Source organism: Seohaeicola nanhaiensis, assembly GCF_042654245.1.
In the GTDB taxonomy this organism is placed as follows: Bacteria; Pseudomonadota; Alphaproteobacteria; order Rhodobacterales; family Rhodobacteraceae; genus Seohaeicola_A; species Seohaeicola_A nanhaiensis.
In genome coordinates this window covers 49,550-67,227 of sequence record NZ_JBHSGI010000032.1, presented here as the reverse complement: position 1 = coordinate 67,227, position 17,678 = coordinate 49,550, and the positions used below count along the sequence as shown (strand labels likewise).

Here is a 17,678-nt window from a genome sequence, read left to right as displayed (position 1 = left end):
TGAGGAGAGACAACCCATGGCCAAGCGCAAGCGACTGACGCCGCCGCAGGCAGGCTATCTGGACGGGGCCGGCAGCGCCCCTGCCCCGGCGATGCGGGCGCTGATGCCCTCCGAGCCGCCGATCGCCCGGGTGGCGGGCGAGGCCTCGGCCACGGCGGCGCTTGGCGAGGTGGCCGAGGCGATGGCCAGCGCGCGCGCCGAGGGACGGCTGATCGAGACGCTGCCGCTGTCGGCCATCGACCCGCATCATCTGGTGCGCGACCGCATGGCGCAGGATCCGGAAGAGATGGAGGCCCTGACCGCCTCGATCGAGGCGCGCGGCCAGCAGGTGCCCATCGAGGTCGTCGCTCTGCCCCAGCCCAGGGGGGCGCAGACCCACGGGCTGGTCTCGGGCTGGCGCCGGCTCACGGCGCTGCAGGCGCTGGAACAGCGGCACGGCGACCGCTTCGGGCGCGTCAAGGCGCTGGTGGTGGCCCCGCCCGACCGGCAGGCCGCCTATGTGGCGATGGTCGAGGAAAACGAGATCCGCGCCAACCTCAGTCTCTACGAACGTGCCCGGATCGCTCTGAAGGCCTGGCAGGAAGGCATCTACCCGACCCGCAAACTGGCTTTGCAGGGTCTGTTCGGTGCCGTGTCACGCTCGAAGCGGTCGAAGATCAACAGCTTCACCGCGCTGGTCGAGGCGCTGGATGCAAGCCTGCGCTTTCCCACCGCGATTTCCGAAAAGCTGGGGCTGGACCTGGTCAAGGCGGTGGAGGCCGGGGGCGCGGAGCGTATCGCCGAGGGCCTGCGCCGCGCCGCGCCCGACACCCCAGAAGCCGAGATGGCCCTGCTGGCCCGCCTTGCCGCCGCCGCGGTGCGCCGCCCTGCCCCGCCCGCCGCGGCGCCTGCAGAGACCGCTCCTGTAGCGACGCCGCCGGAGCCGCAGATCCTCGAGGTGGAGGTCGATTTCGACGGGTCCCGTATCGTCCTGACCGGTGCAGGGGTCACCCCGGCGCTGCACGGCGCGCTGCAGGCCTGGCTGCGGCGGCAGGGGGCGGCGGGGTAACCGCCCCTGTCCCGCCAAAATGTTTCGCGCGCGAAACATTTTTCTGCAAGCCATTGAAATTGCTGAGGTCGAATGCCCTCAGACCTCGTAATAGTCCCTGTACCAGGCCACAAAGCGGGCCACGCCCTCCCGCATCTCCACCTGCGGCGTAAAGCCGGTCAGATCGGTCAGCAGACCGATATCGGCCCAAGTCGCCGGCACGTCGCCCGGCTGCATCGGCAGCATCACCTTCTCGGCGGTCTGCCCGCAGGCGGCTTCGATAGCCTCGATGAAATCCATCAGCGGCGCGGGCGCAGCAGCGCCGATATTGACCACCCGGAAGGGCGCCACCGGGCTGAGCGAATCCCGCTCCGACACCGGAGTATCGCCCGGCACGGCCTCTCCCAGCGCCATGATGCCCTCCACCAGGTCGTCGACATAGGTGAAGTCGCGGCGCATCTGGCCGTGGTTGTAGACATCGATCGGATCGCCCTTCAGGATCGCCCGGGTGAACTTGAAATAGGCCATGTCCGGCCGGCCCCAGGGTCCGTAGACGGTGAAGAAGCGGAACATCGTCACCGGCAGGCTGTAGAGATGGGCATAGGAATGCGCCATGCTCTCGGTCGCCTTCTTGGTGGCGGCGTAGAACGACATCTGATGGTCGGCCCGCTGCGTCTCGACATAGGGCATCTCGGTATTGGCCCCATAGGCCGAAGAGGTCGAGGCCAGCAGCAGATGTCGGGGCGGATGGGCGCGGGCGGCCTCCAGAAGCTCGAAGGTGCCGATCAGGTTCGACTCGAGGTAGGAGCGCGGCTGCTCGATGGAAAACCGGACGCCCGCCTGGGCCGCCAGATGCACCACCCGCGCAGGCCGGTGCTCGGCGAAGAGCCGCATCAGCAGGCCGGGCGCCTCCAGCCGGTCCTCGACAGCGGTAAAGCCGGCGTGCTGGGAGAGCAGCGCGTGACGGCGGCGCTTCAGGTCGACGTCGTAATAGTCCGACATCGAGTCGAGCCCGATGACCCGCCAGCCGGCGTCCAGCAGGCGGGTTGCGACGTGAAATCCGATGAAGCCGGCCGAGCCGGTGACAAGTGCGGTCTGCATGAACTCTAGGTGACGGAACCCGCGCAGTCTGTCAAACCGGAAGCGGCGGGTTTGACACCGGACCCGAAGTATGAGTGTTGGCCCCGGCACAACGGCAGGAGCGGTTCGAAACGTGGACGGGCAGGGCAGGGCAGAGAACAGCAGGGCGGCCGCAGGGCCTGCGGGGGCCGGACGGCTGGTGGCCGTGGTGGTCACCTACAACCGGCTGGACAAGCTGAAGGCCACGCTGGCGCGCCTGCTCGAGACGCCCGCGGCGCTGCTCGCGGCGGTGGTGGTGGTCGACAATGCCTCCACCGATGGCACCGCGGCCTGGCTGGCCACGCAAGAGGATCCCCGTCTGGTCCGGGTGACCAGCGCCACCAATGTCGGCGGCGCCGGAGGCTTCGAGGCGGGGATGAAACTGGCCACCGACCGCTTCGATCCCGACTGGCTTCTGGTAATGGACGACGACGCCCGTCCGCGGCCCGGCGCGCTGGCCGCCTTCCACGCGCTCGACCTCACCGGGCTCGATGCGGTGGCGGCGGCGGTCTATTACCCCGACGGCGCGATCTGCGAGATGAACCGCCCCTCGCGCAATCCCTTCTGGCACGGGGCGGAATTCCGCCGCACCCTGCTTACCCTCGGCGGGCGCGGCGGCTTTCACGTCCGCCCCGAGGATTACGCGGGGCCGGGACGCAGCATCGACGTCGCCTCCTTCGTCGGCCTCTTCGTGTCCCGGGATGCCATCGCCCGGGTCGGCTATCCCGACGGGCGGCTCTTCGTCTATGGCGAGGACGGGCTCTATACGCTGGGTCTTGCCCGCGCCGGCGGGCGGCTCTGGTTCGCGCCGCAGGTGGCGTTCGAGCACGACTGCTCGACCTTCGCGGGCCAGCGCGGCCGCTTCCGCCCGCTGTGGAAGGTCTATTACTACCACCGCAACCTGCTGCTGCTCTACCGGCTGGCCGCGGGGTGGATGTTCTGGCCGGCGCTGCTGGCGGTGCTGCCGAAATGGCTGCTGAAGGTGCGCGACCATTCCGGCGAGCGGCGGATCTTCCTGCGCCTGCTCGCCCATGCCGTCGCCGACGGGCTGACCGGGCGCACCGGACGCGATCATGCCCGCATCCTTGCCCTGGCCCAGACCTCGTCAGAACCTGAAAACAGGCTCTGACAGGACCATTTCAGCCGGTCTTCACATACCAGTCATCCCACTCGCGCTCGGTACAGGCATAGCCATGGCCTTCCAGCAGTTCGCGGATCTGGCCGCGCAGCGGGGTGAAGTTGTGCTCGATCGTCAGCAGGCGGATGTCCCAGTCCTGAAACGGAAATGTGCGCAGGATCTCGTATTCGCTGCCCTCGGTGTCGATACTCATGTAGTCGATATGGCGCGGCGCGTCGTATTTCTTCAGGAAATCGTCCAGCGAGATGGTGGTCAGCCGCAGCACCGCGCCCTCGTCGCGGAAGGCCGCGCGGCGGGCGACATGGGCGTCGGCCTCGGCGAAATCGGCGACCCCGCCATATTCGTCGGCCAGGATGAACTCCACCACCTCGCCGCTCTGCCCCATGATGCAGTCCGGGGCCACGATGCAGCTGCGGTTGCGCTTCAGCTTGGCGAAGAAGGCCGGGTTTGGCTCGGCGCAGATGCCCTGCCAGCCGAATTCGGTCTCCAGGAGCAGGCTGTTGGACAGGATCACCCCGTCGGTGGCGCCGAATTCGACGAAGAAGCCGCCCCGTTTGTGCCCGGTCTGCTCCAGTACCCAGAGCTCCTGGCCCAGCTGTGAGGTGGCGCGCGCTGCGAGGCTGGGGCCGGCACCGGGCTGGGCGCCGCCGGGGCGCAGCTGGCCGCGCTGCTGGGCCAGCGCCAGGGTGTGGTTCAGCAGCTCGATCTGGCTTTGCAGCACCGCCGCCGCCGAGGCGGGCAGGGTGCCCTCGCGCAACTCCTCCAGCGACCGGGTCATCCGGGCCGCCGCCTCGGGCAGCAGTTCCATCTCCGTGGCCTCGGCGATGGCGCGGTCGCGCCCGGGGCGGGGGGCGGCGGCGCGGTCGAAAAGCGCGTCCGCACGCGCCTCGTCGCCCAGCAGCAGCGCGGCGCGGCCCAGGGTGGTCAGCGTTCCCGCCAGCAGGACCTCTGCGATCTCGGCGGGGGGCGCGCCCCAGCGCCGGGCCTTGGCGGCCAGCTTGCGGGCGGCGCCGGTCTTGCCGGTCTGCGCCAGCCCCGCCGCCGCGAGCAGCGCCAGCCTGGCGCGGCCGGGCTCGGGTTTCAGCTTTTCTGCGGCCAGGTCCGCCAGCGCCGGCCAGTCGGCAGCGGCCCAGGCCGCTTCGGCGCGGGCCGCCAGCGGGCTGGGCCGCCGCTTTGCCTTGAGTTTCCCGCCGCTCATCCCGCTTCCCCGGCGGTCAGCAGCTCGCGGATCAGACCGACCTGCTCCTCGGCCCGCTCCAGTTCCGCGCGCGCCAGGGTCAGCCGCTGCGTCGCCGCCGCGGCCTCGGCGCGCGCCGTGTCGCGATCGCGCTCCAGCCCGGCAAGCCGCTCTGCCCGCTCGCCGGCCACTGTGCGGATCTCGTCCAGTTCGGCGCGCAACACCTCCATCGCCGAAAGGGCGGCGTCGCGTTCGGCGCGCAGCCTGACCAGCGCGGCGGTACGCGCGGCGCTCAGATGCGGGCGGTCGGGATCGTCTGAATCGGTCTCTAACAGGGCCATGAAGTCATTGTCTTCCAGCCAGTTGCGGATGGCCTCGGCCGGCGGTGCTCCGGCGTAGAGCGTCTCGCGTCCCTCCTGCAGGCGGATCGTGGCGAAGCGGTCCAGCAGGCCCGCCGCCTGCAGCGCCTGCAGGATGCCAAGCGCCTCGCCCGGCGCCTCGATCAGCAGTGCCGCGCTGTCGCCCAGTTCCAGCTCCCTCACCAGCGCCACCGGGTCAAGCGGGGTCACCGGGCTGTCGTCCAGCACCCGCAGGCCGGGAAACAGCGCCTCCAGCCCCTCGGGCGCCCGAAAGCTGTTCAGGCCGGGCAGGTTGCAGCGCCGGAACGGGCGCGGGGTGAGGTCGGCCGAGACTGCCCCGGTGATCACCTGCACGCCCGGCGTGCCCCGCAGCCGGGCGGACAGGGCGCGGGCGGTGTCGGGATCGGCCTCCACCAGGGTGAAGCGGGTCACCCCGGCGGCCTGCCAGGCGGTCACACCGTCGCCGTCGCCAGCGCCGATGTGCAGCAGATGGGCGGGCATCCCGTCGGGTCCGGCGGGGAAGCTCATGACCGTCCTCCGATCAGCGCCCGCATCCGGCGCAGCGGCGCGGTCAGCCGGAACGAGCGCGAGGCGGTGATCCGCTCGAGCTCGGCCCGCAGCGTGGCGGCCTTGTCCTCGGCGCGCTCCAGCGCGGTCTTCAGCCCGGCGGCGCGCAGCTCCGCTTCCTCGATCATCCGCCCTGCCGCCAGCAGGCTCCGCTCCTTGTCCGCCGTGCGCCGGCGCAGCGCCTCCAGCGCGGCCTCCAGCGTCGCGATCTGCGCCTGCGCGCTGTCCAGGCCCTGGCCGGTCTGGGTCAGCCGGTCCTGCATCTGCTGGCTGTGGCGGGCGAGGCTTTCCAGCTCGTCCATCATTGCCCGGTTCTGCGCCTTCAGCAGGTCGGCCTCCTGGCGGGCGCGGCCGGCGCTTTCGACCTGCGACCGCAGCTGCCCCGCCTCGGCATGGCTGCGCCAGGCGGCCTCGGGGTTGTCGGCGGTCAGCCCCTGACCCCCGGTCAGATCGGCGCTCGCCGCCTCCAGCTCGTCGACCAGCGCGTTCAGCGTTGCATCGCCCAGGATCAGCCGCTGCGACAGAAGGCCCAAAACCGGGTCAAAAGTAGGCTCTGACAAAGGTGTTTCGACTGGGGCCTCCTGTCCCGGACCACCGAACAGTGCCTGGAAGGCGCGCGGATGGGCGCGCGCGGCCGAAATTTCGGCCAGCCGCACCCGGCGTCGGGCGGCGCGATGCAGGCGCAGCAGCCTCCGGGTCTCCCCGGCCCAGGCGGTCGCGGCGGCCTCGGGCGCCAGGCCCGCGGCGAGATGCCCGGCCAGCGCCGCAACAGGGGCCGGGTGCAGGATCAGCAGGGTCGCGTCGCCCGGCGTCTCGGGCAGGCGCTCCAGCCGTTCGACCGGGCCCAGCAGGGCCACCAGCGGGGCGGCCTCGGCGGGATCGGCGCACCAGACCTGCATCGGCGCCTGTTCCGCCGCTCCCTCTCTGCCGTGTGTCATGCCTGCCTCGCTTTTTTGTCCGCGTGCGCGCCCGGGGCATCGTGCGACAGGCCCAGGGCGATGACAAGAGCGGCCGCCGCCCTGTCGGGGCCGCTTTAGCCGCCCGGTCCGCGCCGCGCCAGTGCAATCGGCCCGGTTTCCCCGCCTGCGGGGCTGGTGTAACAGGGGCCGTCGGCGGGCAGGGCAGGGGCGGCATGATCAGGATTTTCAGGACGGGTGCCCATGCCCACCGGATGCCGTTGGCCTATCCGGCGCTGGCGCCGCTCTTCGCGGGCCGGCTGGAGGAGGTGACGCGCCCCGAGGAGGCCGACCTCTGGCTCTTCGCCCATCCGCTCGACCTGGCCGACGCGCCGGCGGCGCTGGCCGACGTCTGGCGCGCGCGCCGGCCGCCGGTGGTGATCCTCTCCGAGGAGCCCTTCTGGGACACGCTCTGGGGCCGCCGCCCGCTCTGCCGCGACATCAGCATCGACAGCCGCGGCGGGCGCCTGCCGGCGGTGCAGCTCACCCATGCCACCAGCGCCATCTTCCGCTTTGCTGCGATCCCCTATTACCTGCTCTCCAACCACCGCTTCGCCAGCGCCTATGCCGCCCGTTTCGCGCGCAATGCGGCCCTGACCCCGGCCGAGTGGCAGGCCCGCTTCGCCACCTATGGCGCCGATCTCACCTTCATGTTCGAACGCCGCCCCGGCGCCTTCCATTCGGTACACTGGCCCGAGGGCGACATCCTCGGCCTCTGCGCCTGGCGGACCGACCTGGCCGAGGCCTGTACGGGGCCGGGGGTGCGCCGGCTGGGCCAGAGCTGGCAGGGCGGGCCCAGCCGCTTCGAGATCGGCAACTGGCATCTCGACAAGCTGGTACGGCTCGATGGCAGCACGCGGATGCTGGCCGCCATCGAGAACACCCATCAGCCCGAGTATCTCACCGAGAAGCTCTTCGACGCCTTCGCCTGCGGCGCGCTGCCGCTCTACGTCGCCTCGCCCGGGCACCGGGCGCATACGCTGGGCCTGCCGCCGGCGTCCTGGCTGAACCTCCACGGTCTCTCGGTGGAGCAGGCCGCCGGGGCGATCGCAGCGGTGCGCTTCGACGCCACCTTCTTCGAGGCCTATGCCACGGCCCAGGCCGCGCTGGCGGCGCGCTTTGGCGACACTGGCCTCTGGCTGGCCGAGCGGGCACGGCTTGCCGGGGCGGTTATGACGGCGCTGACCGAGGTGCTGGAGACACATCGCGCGCCGGCCTGAACGAGCTGTATCAGGCTCTAAAAAAGGAAATCAGCAGCATCCGCATCGGCGAACTCCAGCCCCAGGATCAGCACCGAGCCAGAGCCGCCAAGCGCTGTGAGATCGAGGAAGGTGGCACCGTCGCCGGCATCCGACAGCGCCGGTGCCACCTGGCCGGCAAAGTCGGCGGCGCGTCCGCCGAAGGCGCTCAGGTCGATCTGGTCCGCGCCGTTCTGGAAATCGGTGATCACGTCGTCGCCGGCCATGCGTCGGAAGACAAAGATGTCGCTCCCGCCATTGCCGGTCAGATCGTCATCGCCGCGTCCGCCGTTCAGCACGTCGTCGCCAGCGCCTCCCCTCAGCGTATCGTCGCCATCGCCGCCCCCGAGCGCGTCGTTGCCATCGCCGCCAAAAAGGCTGTCGTACCCAGCGCCACCATACACGCTGTCGTTGCCGCTGCCGCCGACCAGCACGTCGTCGCCGTGCCGGCCGTGCAATTCGTCCACCCCGGACTGACCATACAGCACGTCGTCGTCGGCGCCACCGAACAGCCGGTCGTTGCCGAAGCCGCCATAGACCGTGCCCACCACCGTGCCGCCGGTGCCGCGGTAGAAGTCCGCGCCGTCGCCCAGCAGTACGTCGCCGGTGATCGTGCCGCTGTTCACCAGCCGGTCGTCGAAATCGGCGGTCTCCACCGCGACATTGGCGGCCCAGAGGCTGCCCGAGTTCAGTATGACGATGCCACCCGAGGCGGCGGTGGCCAGGATCGCCGATCCCGCCGGGGCGGTGGCGACGATGTCGCCCCGGTTGTCGATCCGACCGTCGGAATTCGAGAATTCGAAGCCATGGGCGCCGGTGATCAGCCCGGAGTTGAGGCTGCGGATGTCGCCCGAGTCCCGCAGATAGACCGCGGCACGGTCGATCCCCGAGAGCAGGCCGTGATTGGCCAGCGTGCTGCCGGTATAGGCATAGAGATAGGTGCCCCAGCTGCCGGTGACCTCGCCGTGGTTCTGGAAGCTGCTCTCGGTGCCGACCATATAGACCGCCGCGCTGCCCGGAATGTCGAGCGAGCGCAGGATGCCGGTGCTTCCCACGATCAGCGTATTGGCGCCCAGTCCGGTCTGGTCGTCCGCCAGCAGTACGGCATTGCCGTCCATCGCCACCACGGTGCCGTCGATCGCCACCTGAAGCTGGTTGGAATAAAGCGTGCTGCCGGTGACGGCGCTGCCGGTGGCGACGATCACCTCGACATCGCGCGCCACATACAGCCGGTCGGTATCGGCGAGGCTGATCCGGGTGGTGCTGTCGGCGGCGACGATCATGGCCATGCGGCGGGCCTCCTGCTGGCATGTGGACAGCCGGCCGGCGGCCGAATCTGTGTGCCCGAGGCTAGGCCAATTGCCGGTCCGGAACCAGCCGGGTCTGATCCGCGCTCGAGGGGCGCATATCAGACCCTGTCAGAGGTTTTTCAGCCCTTCCGTCTGGCGTGCAGGCCGAACCGGCCGATGGTCTTGGCCCAGAGGCTGCCGGGCACCCGGCGGCACCCCGCGTCCGGCGCGTCGGTGCCCTTCAGCGCCTGTTCCTGGTTCGGCCGGCGGCCCTGCCGATCCTCGCCGAACAGGCCCGAGGGAAGAGGACCTCGACCGGCGCATGGGCAATTGACACCGCGCAGCGCATGGCAATCGGCGTCCCTGCCATCGTTCCTGCCGGCGTCGATCACGGGAAGGGTGTCGGGACAGGGCATCGCAGGCTCTGGCGCGGGGGCAAAATGCCTGGCCTCTGGGCGGACGGGACGGGCGGAGGGGAATAACCCATCTGGCGTCCCCAGGCGAGGTGTGAAACAAGCGACGCCGTACAGCAACGAAGGCCCCGCCCGCGATGACCAAGACCGCCCTGATCACCGGCATCACCGGACAAGACGGCAGCTATCTGGCCGAGTTTCTTCTGGAGAAGGGATATGAGGTGCATGGCATCAAGCGCCGCGCCTCCTCGTTCAACACCCAGCGGATCGACCATATCTACGAGGATCCGCATTCCAACCATGCGCATCTCAAGCTGCATTACGGCGACCTCTCCGACACCTCCAACCTGACCCGGATCCTCAGCGAGGTGCAGCCCGACGAGGTCTATAACCTCGGCGCGCAGAGCCATGTCGCGGTCAGCTTCGAGGCGCCGGAATATACCGCCGACGTCGACGCCCTTGGCACGCTGCGCCTGCTCGAGGCGATCCGCTTCCTCGGGCTCGAGAGGAAGACGCGCTTTTACCAGGCCTCGACCTCGGAGCTCTACGGTCTCGTGCAGGAGGTGCCGCAGACCGAGACGACGCCGTTCCACCCGCGCTCGCCCTATGCGGTGGCCAAGATGTATGCCTACTGGATCACGGTGAACTACCGCGAGGCCTATGGGATGTATGCCTGCAACGGCATCCTCTTCAACCACGAGAGCCCGCGGCGGGGCGAGACCTTCGTCACCCGCAAGATCACCCGGGGGCTGGCCAATATCTCCCAGGGACTCGAACCCTGTCTCTACATGGGCAATATCGATAGTCTGCGCGACTGGGGCCATGCCCGCGACTATGTGCGGATGCAGTGGATGATGCTGCAGCAGGAGACGGCAGAGGATTTTGTCATCGCCACCGGCAAGCAGTATTCGGTGCGCGAGTTCATCACCTGGACGGCGGCGGAACTGGGCCTGACGCTCGACTTCTCCGGCGAGGGCGTGCACGAGACCGCCACCATCACCGCCATCACCGGCGACAGGGCCCCGGCGCTCAAGGTCGGCGACGTGGTGATGCGGATCGACCCCCGCTATTTCCGCCCCGCCGAGGTGGAAACCCTGCTGGGGGATCCTGCCAAGGCCAAGCGCGTGCTGGGCTGGACCCCCGAGATCACCGCGCAGGACATGTGCGCCGAGATGGTGGCCGAGGACCTCAAGACCGCCCGCCGCCACGCGCTGCTCAAGGCGCACGGCCTGGACCTGCCGGTGAGCCTCGAGGGATAGGGCGGGGCGGTGGCGGGCCTGATCTTCGGGAACTCGCACCTCGCCGCGGTCCGGCAGGGTTGGCAGCAGGCCCGCGCCCCGGCCGAATTCTGGGCGATCAACGGCGGCGGGGGGCCGAACATCCGTCTGCAGGAAGGGCGGGTGGTGCCGGCGCGGCCCGGGGCGACGATCTACAGCGACATGTCCGGCCTCGGCCCTGCCGGCTTTGACCCCGGCAGATACGACTATATCGCCTTTTGCAGCTTCGGCTTCAGCGCGCTGCGCGACGGGCAGGCGGGTCACCCGCTGCACCATGCGGCCCTGGCCGGCCTCGCCACCTCCGGCGTGGAGGTGCCGGTCTCGGCCGCGGTGCTGACCGCGCTGCTGGCCGATACCCTGCCGCGCCTGCCCGGTCGGGCCGCGCTCGTGCAACTGCGCAGGGTCTATTCGGGGCCGATCCTGTTGGTGCCTGCCCCGCTGCCGGCGCTGTCCCTGATGCCCGCAGACGATCCGCTGCGCCGCACCTATGGCGCCAATACCCCGCGGTTCGCCGCCTGGTATGCGGCCCGCCAGCGCGCGCTTGTGCAGGCGCTGGCCACCCGCTTCGATCCGCCCCTGATCCCGCTGGACTGGCCCGATCCCGCCTGGGGCGCCGCAGGGGAAACCCCGGCGGAATTCGCCGACTCCGACCTGGACATCTGGCACATGAACGCCGCCTATGGCGCGCGGGTGGCCGATCAGATTTGCGAGGCGCTGGAGATCGGGTAGGCCCGGGGAGCGCGCGCGCGACGGCTCGGCGCTCTAGGCTTTCGGGTCAATCACCCAATCCCTGGGCGGTCCGTTCCAGAAGCGGTTGGGGTTGTCCTCGTCCATCCCGCGGATATGCAGGCTGCGGACGGCCGGCATGGCGAAGAGCACCGGCTCCTCGTAAGGATGTACGCCATAGATCGCTTCCAGCACGCCGGCCACCTCGGCCTCGCTGCCGGGCAGGAAGAAGGACAGCTCCACGCAGGGGACCTCCAGGATGCCGTCGCTGGCCGGGTTGTGGCCCGTGCCCAACGATCGGAACCGCTGGATGCCGGCGGTGCTTTCGAAACTGACGGTATCGTAATCCCCCCATGTCAGAGCCGATTTTTCCCGCACCGCGGCCAGGATCTCCGCCGCATGCGCCTGCGGAACCTGGACGGCGACGCGCCAGCCGGATTCGGTTCGGAAACGGGGGCTGTCGAAGGTGGGAAGGGTCATGCTATCTCCTTTGGGGCGCACCGACCGGGCGCGCCTGCTTTGCACCGGTGAGGTTATCGGCTAAGGCGAGGCCGGGAAAAGCAGGAAAGACACCGCCATGAAGATCTACATCGCAGGCCATCGCGGCATGGTGGGGGGCGCCATCCTGCGCGCGCTGCAGGCGCAGGGGCAGCACGAGCTGGTCACCCGCACCTCGGCCGAGCTGGACCTCACGGACCAAGCCGCGGTGCGCGCCTTCTTCCAGACGGAACGGCCCGACCAGGTGATCCTTGCCGCGGCGAAGGTGGGCGGGATCCACGCCAACAACAGCTATCCGGCGCAATTCATCTACGAAAACCTGATGATCGAGTGCAATGTGATCCACCAGGCCTATGCCGCCGGGGTCACGAAACTGCTGCAGCTCGGTTCCTCCTGCATCTATCCGAAGGAAGCGCCTCAGCCGATGGCCGAGGACGCGCTGCTGACCGGGGTGCTGGAGGCGACCAACGAACCCTACGCCATCGCCAAGATTGCCGGCATCAAGCTGTGCGAGAGCTACAACCGGCAGTATGGTACCGATTACCGCAGCGTGATGCCGACCAACCTCTACGGCCCGGGCGACAACTTCCACCCGGAGAATTCCCACGTCCTGCCGGCGCTGATCCGCCGCTTTCACCAGGCGGCGCAGGAGGGGGCGGAAGAAGTGGTGGTCTGGGGCTCCGGCAAACCGATGCGCGAATTCCTGCATGTGGACGACATGGCGGCGGCCTCGCTCTTCGTCGCCGGCCTCGACAGGGCGACCTACGAGGCCGAGACCCAGCCGATGCTCAGCCACATCAACGTCGGGTCCGGCACCGATGTGACGATCCGCGAGCTGGCCGAGACGGTGGCCCGGGTCACCGGGTTCACCGGCCACCTGACATTCGACGCAACCAAGCCCGACGGTACGATGCGCAAGCTGATGGACGTCTCGCGCCTGACCCGCCTGGGATGGCGCGCGACGATCCCGCTGGAACAGGGGATCGCCGGGACCTATCGGTGGTATCTCACCCAGGATCCCGCCGGCCTGCGCGCGAAATAGACTCTGTAAGGGGCTTCAGGCCCGGTAGCTGAGGCTCGCCCCGATCTCGGCGCTGCCGCTGGTCAGGGCCGCGGGCGCGGCGCCCGAGACCATCCGCATCAGCCGCAGCGCGCTGTCGCCGCCCGTGGCGTAAAGCCAGGGAGGGCTGGCCGCGGTCACATGCGCCAGATGGGCCGCGGCGGTCAGCCGCGCGCTGGCGGAGGCCTTGACCGGGTAGGGCAGGCCCCGGATCCAGAGGTCGTTGCCGCCGGCCAGCCCCGTGGTATCGATCCCGTCGAGCACGAAGCTCGCCTGCACCATTTCGCCGATCCGCACATAGCGCCCGGCGGCGGTGGTGGCGCCGGCCACCGCGCCGCCGCTGGCCGCATCGGCCAGTTCGGGCGTCCAGCTGCCCGTCTCGCAGGTCTCGAGCCGCGCGCCGCCCGCCAGCCGCAGCCCGGCGGGGAAATCCACCGTCCCGCTGGCCGCCTCCGCCGCCAGCGCCGTGGTCCAGGCGGCCCCGTCGGGCGAAACCTTCAGCGCAAAGTCGTCGCTCCCGGCCAGCCCCATCTCGGCGCGGCCGCTGAAGCCGGTCTGGAACAGCAGCGCGGCGGTCTCGCCGCAGCCGCCTTGTTGACCTTCAGCTGATGGCCGGCCCCGTCATGGCTCAGCAGCACCGCCGGCGCGCGCACCGACAGCCGGTTCACCGCATCCGCGGTCGTGGCGATGCCGAGGCTCGCGAGGTTCTGCGTTGCCGCGCCGGGCAGGATCCAGCCCAGCCCGTCCCAGAGCCGCAGTTCGCCCGCCCCCCTGTCCCAGGCGCGCCAGCCGGGGCCCGGGGTCAGGAACAGCCAGGCGTCATTGGCAAAGGCGGCGAGGCGGCCGGCCTGCCCGGCCCAGGCGCCGGTCGGCGCCGGGCCCAGCCCCCAGATCTGGCCCTTTTCGGGCGCCGGGGGCGGCGTCTCGGCCTCCAGCGCCTCGACGCGCAGCTGCACCAGCAGGTCCAGCCGGGCCAGCGCCTCGTTGTGGGTGACGTGTTTCTGCGCCTGGCTCGGCATCAGGTATGGCAGGCCGAGAATGGCCGAGGTATCCGACATGAACCCCTCCTGTGGTCGTGGCTACGCCCGCCACCCTGCGCATCCGCCCTGAACCCCGCCCTACCGGTGCGGGGGCTGCCCTAACGGTCTATTAGGATTTCAGCGATGCGCCCCGTTTCGCCCGAAGTGCGCCGGGGCCCGGCGTACGCCTGCCTGGCCTGAGGTCTTCCTGCCCTATAGGTCCGAGGATCTGTCTCTAACAAGACAGAGTTCCGCATCTGGCCCCTTCTGGTTCAGCGATCCGCGCGCTCTCGACATCCTGCGCGGGGCCGGTGGAGTGTGCCTCCATACCATGACAGGCCTCTTGCCCGCGGCTCAGGCCCCGCCGTGGCCCTCAGGGCCGGTGCGAAACGGCGTCCTGAGAGGTCACTCGATGATTTGGCAGTCATTGTCAGTGCCTTGACCCCCCGTCCCAGCTGGGACGCCTGGCGCGGGGGAAAGGAACGCTCAGAACATGAAGTCGCTGGCAGACAGGTCTTGGGGCAGGATGCCTTCCAGAACGATCACGCCCTGGATGGTTTCGATGACCGTTCCCCCGGAGCCGCGGTGAATGTTCAGGCTGTCGAAATCGGCCCCGGCAAAGTCCAGATGGAGCTTATCCCTGCCGATTTCGAAATCCGTGATCCTGTCGCGGCTGAAACTCTCGTCGAAGTGGAAGGTGTCCCGGCCCGAGCCGCCGGTCAGCCTGTCATTGCCCCGCCCGCCCGAGAGGAAGTCCTTGCCTGCGCCTCCGGTCAGCGTATCGCTCCGGCCGCCGCCATAGAGCGTGTCGTGGCCGGCACCGCCGACCAGCGTGTCTATGCCCCGGCGGCCATAGATGACGTCGTCGCCCCGCGCGCCAAAGAGGGTATCGTGGCCATTTCTGCCGTCCAGCGTATCATTGCCGGTGAAGCCCCTCATGTAGCTGTCCTTCTCCGTCCCCTTGATGACATCGTCGGTGGATGTCCCGTCCAGTGTCTCATGGGTGGGCGCTTCGGGGCGGTCGACGGGATAGACACCGTGTCCGTCGGTCAGGATGTCGAAGAGTTCCCTGTCCGACATGGCGCTGTCCGCCTTGCCCACGAGTTGCAAGGTGGCAAGGCCGTCGCCCTTGCCGACTTCGCCGAGAAGCAGCGTGACCTTGTCCGTCGTGTAGTTGATCACCACCTTGGCCGACTGGTTCTTGGCCAGGCCAACGATGTTGATCGTTCCGAAGGTGCCGATCAGCTCGTCCACATGGATCAGGTCGAATTTTCCGATTCCCAGCGCCGCCACGTCCGACACATCGACCTCTAGGGTGGCGCCTCCGAGGCTGACGCCCGACCGGACCCCGCCGGCCCCTGCGTCGTAATGGCCCGAGTAGAATTCGCCGATGGTTCCGATCTTGCCGCCTTCGGCGACGAACGTCAGGTCGGAGCTTGCGGTCATCAGCAGGGCCGCCGTGCCGCCGGCCTGGCCATCGAAACCGACCTTGGCATCGCCCCCGGTCACGGTCAGCTGGCTGCGGCCCCGCATGATGTATTCCGCACCATCCGTGGCGAGGAGAACCTGGGCGTTGTCCGAGACGTCCATCTTGATGTTGCCGATGGACAGGCCGGTGTTGGCGTATCGTCCGCCGGCGGCATTGACCCGGAGCACGTCGGTATCGGAATAGCCGCCGGTCCAGAACTGTCCGGACCGGTCGATGTTCAGGGTCGCGCCGGAAGCGTCCACCACCAGCCCGTCGGTTACCCTGAGCAGCCCGTTGGTGACGTTCAGTTCACCCTTCAGCCCGAACTCGAGGGTGCGGATTTCGGAGGTTCCCTCATAGAAGACCCAGTTGCCGCCCAGATCGACGCTGTCGCCGTCCTGGGTGCCGGGCAGGTCGCCGCTGTCCCAGTTCATGCGGTTGTCCCAGCGGACGCCGTCGCCCAGCTCGTTCGGGATGAAGCGCAGCGTTGCTGCCTCTGCCCGCAGCGTGGTGGAGAGCCCGAAGGCCGTCTGGAAGTAGGCGTTGATCAGATCGGCATCGACGTGGCTGTCCAGTTGGCCATGAGCCGCGGCCCGGAGATAGTTCGCCAGGTCCGCGATCGAGGCATTCGCCTTGCCCAGCAGCTGGGAGGCGAAGTTCTGGATCGTCGTCTGGTCGAGCACGGCACGGTCGAGGCCATCGACATTCTGATCCTGGGCATCCCGGACGGCATTCGCCCCGGCCCAGTTGTAGACGATCGTGTTGTCATAGACCGGAGCGCCGGTGTTGTTGTCGAGTCCCAGATGCGTGATCGGCTTCGATGCCAGTTCGTCGGGATCGTTGGGGTTCGCCAGATGCGCGACAATGTTGTCCAGCAGGGTCGGCATGAACCCCTTGTTGGAAATGCCCATCGTCAGACCGGCAGAGTGCCCGTCCACCTGCCGGTGCCCGCCCGAAGTGACCACGTTCCCCGTGAACAGGGTATAGTTTCCCTCGCCGTCATTGTCGGCGCCCCCGGCGGCGAAGAACACCCCGGCATTGCTGTCCATGAAGATGTTGTCTTCGATGAACCCGCCCGAGCGGATCTGCGCATCATTGCCGCCGCCGCGCATGATGATGTTGTCGCGCAGGGTGACGCCGGTGGCATTGCTTTGCAGATAGATGTTGTGGCTGCCCAGGCCGGGGGGCTGGCCATTGCCATCCAGATAGTCGTCAGACCACCCTGCATGGTCGAAAAAGCTGTCCTCAATCAGAAGGTTGTCTATGAGAGAGGCATATAGCCCGGCAACCCTGTCGGGGATTGCTTCCCAGGTGGTCCGGCCGCCGGTGGGTTCGTCGCGGTACACGTCGTAGATGGCCGAGTTCCGGAACGTGAAGCCCTCGAACCGCTCGTCGACGCCCTGCGCGACCAGGTCGCCACGGGTGATCTCGACACTGTCGAAGATGAAATTGCTGCCCGCGTTGAGGATCACCGACCCGGAAAAATGCAGATCCTGGATGACGACGTTCTCGCTGCCCTCCTTGAAGGTATACTGCATCGTCGTGATTTCCGGCCGGGTTCCATCGCCGAAGGCGCCCAGATAGATCGGGTGCAGCTCTGACTCTCCGTTGGCGCCCGGCGACGGAAAGGCGTTTTCCATCTTGTCGTAGGTATAGCCGCGTTCGAACATCAGCCAGTGCGACGAGGGTTCCGTCCTGGAGGCATCCATCAGGGCCGACCAGAGCAGTTTTCCCGCATCCTGCGCCAGGGCGAGGTCTTCGCTGCTGCCGTACTGGGAGTGCTCCACCAGGAACTGACCCGTGACCTGGGATACGTCGACCCCTTCGCGCGCGGCAATATCCGCGAGCGTCAGCGCTTCGGCGCTGGCGGATACATAGACCTCGCGGTGATTCTCGCCATGCTCGACGATGGTGCGGTTATCGGAATCCGTGGCGAGCTTGTAGAAGTCCGCATTGCCCCATCCGGCCTGTTCCACCCCGGGCGTCACGTCGATCTCGACCGTGCGATCCTCGGTCGTACCATCGGCGTGGGTGATCCGGATGTCGCAGGAAATATCGGACGTCTGGCCGGAGGTGGTCAGGACGATCGCGAGGGAATTGTCGGGATTGACGGTGATGTTGCCATGCGCCGGGCCGTTCAGGACCTCTACGCCGGTGATGGAGGAATCGCCAAGCTGCAGGGTCGTCGTCCGCCCTGCCATGGCAGAGACGGCGATGCCATCGCCCGGAAGGTTCGAGGCGACGGTGTCCGCGTCCGCAGCGGTGATGCCGGTGACCAGTCCCAAAACAGTAGCAGCCATCTGAAGTCTACGCGCCGCAGTCGAGGAGAAGGCAGGCTTGCCGGAGG

General features: G+C 68.7%; 16 protein-coding genes. 6 read left to right on the top strand and 10 right to left on the bottom strand.

The window, feature by feature from the left end; genetic code table 11:
- The first annotated feature begins 16 nt into the window (after positions 1-16).
- Complete coding sequence (locus ACFO5X_RS21120; RefSeq protein WP_380720988.1) at positions 17-1,048, top strand: ParB/RepB/Spo0J family partition protein; 1,032 nt, start codon at positions 17-19, stop codon at positions 1,046-1,048.
- A 78-nt stretch (positions 1,049-1,126) separates the two neighbouring features.
- Here ACFO5X_RS21120 and ACFO5X_RS21115 read toward each other — a convergent pair whose 3' ends face one another.
- Positions 1,127-2,128, bottom strand: coding sequence for an NAD-dependent epimerase/dehydratase family protein (locus tag ACFO5X_RS21115; protein WP_380720985.1), 1,002 nt, complete (start codon positions 2,126-2,128; stop codon positions 1,127-1,129).
- 70 nt (positions 2,129-2,198) lie between these two features.
- Between ACFO5X_RS21115 and ACFO5X_RS21110 the strand changes: the two genes are divergently transcribed.
- Positions 2,199-3,275 carry a glycosyltransferase gene (locus ACFO5X_RS21110; protein WP_380720983.1) on the top strand — a complete coding sequence of 359 codons (1,077 nt, stop codon included), beginning with the start codon at positions 2,199-2,201 and terminating at the stop codon, positions 3,273-3,275.
- Between the two features lie 10 nt (positions 3,276-3,285).
- On the opposite strand, the gene ACFO5X_RS21105 is transcribed toward ACFO5X_RS21110, so the two are convergent.
- The 3 genes from ACFO5X_RS21105 to ACFO5X_RS21095 are packed head-to-tail and all read right to left on the bottom strand — an operon-like array spanning position 3,286 to position 6,325.
- Positions 3,286-4,482 carry an FkbM family methyltransferase gene (locus tag ACFO5X_RS21105; protein WP_380720980.1) on the bottom strand — a complete coding sequence of 399 codons (1,197 nt, stop codon included), beginning with the start codon at positions 4,480-4,482 and terminating at the stop codon, positions 3,286-3,288.
- The gene (locus ACFO5X_RS21100) at positions 4,479-5,348 is read right to left on the bottom strand and encodes a hypothetical protein (protein ID WP_380720978.1); all 870 of its coding nucleotides are present in this window, start codon (positions 5,346-5,348) and stop codon (positions 4,479-4,481) included. The genes ACFO5X_RS21105 and ACFO5X_RS21100 overlap by 4 nt, the downstream gene beginning before the upstream one ends.
- The gene (locus tag ACFO5X_RS21095) at positions 5,345-6,325 is read right to left on the bottom strand and encodes a hypothetical protein (RefSeq protein ID WP_380720975.1); all 981 of its coding nucleotides are present in this window, start codon (positions 6,323-6,325) and stop codon (positions 5,345-5,347) included. Before ACFO5X_RS21095 ends, ACFO5X_RS21100 begins: the two co-directional genes overlap by 4 nt.
- A gap of 194 nt (positions 6,326-6,519) precedes the next feature.
- Here ACFO5X_RS21095 and ACFO5X_RS21090 point away from each other — a divergent pair, with 194 nt between their 5' ends.
- Positions 6,520-7,563, top strand: a complete 1,044-nt coding sequence (locus ACFO5X_RS21090; RefSeq protein ID WP_380720972.1) for a hypothetical protein — start codon at positions 6,520-6,522, stop codon at positions 7,561-7,563.
- 17 nt (positions 7,564-7,580) lie between these two features.
- Here ACFO5X_RS21090 and ACFO5X_RS21085 read toward each other — a convergent pair whose 3' ends face one another.
- Together ACFO5X_RS21085 and ACFO5X_RS21080 are read right to left on the bottom strand one after the other, a co-directional pair.
- Complete coding sequence (locus ACFO5X_RS21085) at positions 7,581-8,870, bottom strand: calcium-binding protein (protein WP_380720969.1); 1,290 nt, start codon at positions 8,868-8,870, stop codon at positions 7,581-7,583.
- 140 nt (positions 8,871-9,010) lie between these two features.
- Positions 9,011-9,286 carry a hypothetical protein gene (locus tag ACFO5X_RS21080; protein WP_380720967.1) on the bottom strand — a complete coding sequence of 92 codons (276 nt, stop codon included), beginning with the start codon at positions 9,284-9,286 and terminating at the stop codon, positions 9,011-9,013.
- Between the two features lie 134 nt (positions 9,287-9,420).
- On the opposite strand from ACFO5X_RS21080, the gene gmd reads away from it, so the two are divergent.
- Both gmd and ACFO5X_RS21070 read left to right on the top strand, forming a co-directional pair.
- Positions 9,421-10,542, top strand: a complete 1,122-nt coding sequence (gene gmd / locus ACFO5X_RS21075) for a GDP-mannose 4,6-dehydratase (RefSeq protein ID WP_380720964.1) — start codon at positions 9,421-9,423, stop codon at positions 10,540-10,542.
- Between the two features lie 9 nt (positions 10,543-10,551).
- On the top strand, positions 10,552-11,289 hold the full coding sequence (locus tag ACFO5X_RS21070) for a hypothetical protein (protein WP_380720961.1): 738 nt from the start codon (positions 10,552-10,554) through the stop codon (positions 11,287-11,289).
- 33 nt (positions 11,290-11,322) lie between these two features.
- Here ACFO5X_RS21070 and ACFO5X_RS21065 read toward each other — a convergent pair whose 3' ends face one another.
- Entirely contained in the window at positions 11,323-11,766 is a 444-nt protein-coding gene (locus ACFO5X_RS21065) for a YqfO family protein (protein ID WP_380720958.1), read from the bottom strand.
- Between the two features lie 97 nt (positions 11,767-11,863).
- Here ACFO5X_RS21065 and fcl point away from each other — a divergent pair, with 97 nt between their 5' ends.
- Entirely contained in the window at positions 11,864-12,826 is a 963-nt protein-coding gene (gene fcl / locus ACFO5X_RS21060; protein WP_380720955.1) for a GDP-L-fucose synthase, read from the top strand.
- Between the two features lie 15 nt (positions 12,827-12,841).
- Here the strand turns inward: fcl and ACFO5X_RS21055 are convergent, their stop codons facing one another.
- The 3 genes from ACFO5X_RS21055 to ACFO5X_RS21045 form a co-directional block, all read right to left on the bottom strand.
- On the bottom strand, positions 12,842-13,375 hold the full coding sequence (locus ACFO5X_RS21055) for a hypothetical protein (RefSeq protein ID WP_380720952.1): 534 nt from the start codon (positions 13,373-13,375) through the stop codon (positions 12,842-12,844).
- Positions 13,342-13,902: a DUF2793 domain-containing protein gene (locus tag ACFO5X_RS21050; protein WP_380720947.1), complete on the bottom strand. Its 561-nt coding sequence runs from the start codon at positions 13,900-13,902 to the stop codon at positions 13,342-13,344. Before ACFO5X_RS21050 ends, ACFO5X_RS21055 begins: the two co-directional genes overlap by 34 nt.
- A gap of 447 nt (positions 13,903-14,349) precedes the next feature.
- The gene (locus ACFO5X_RS21045; protein ID WP_380720943.1) at positions 14,350-17,631 is read right to left on the bottom strand and encodes a calcium-binding protein; all 3,282 of its coding nucleotides are present in this window, start codon (positions 17,629-17,631) and stop codon (positions 14,350-14,352) included.
- Between the last annotated feature and the right edge of the window lie 47 nt (positions 17,632-17,678).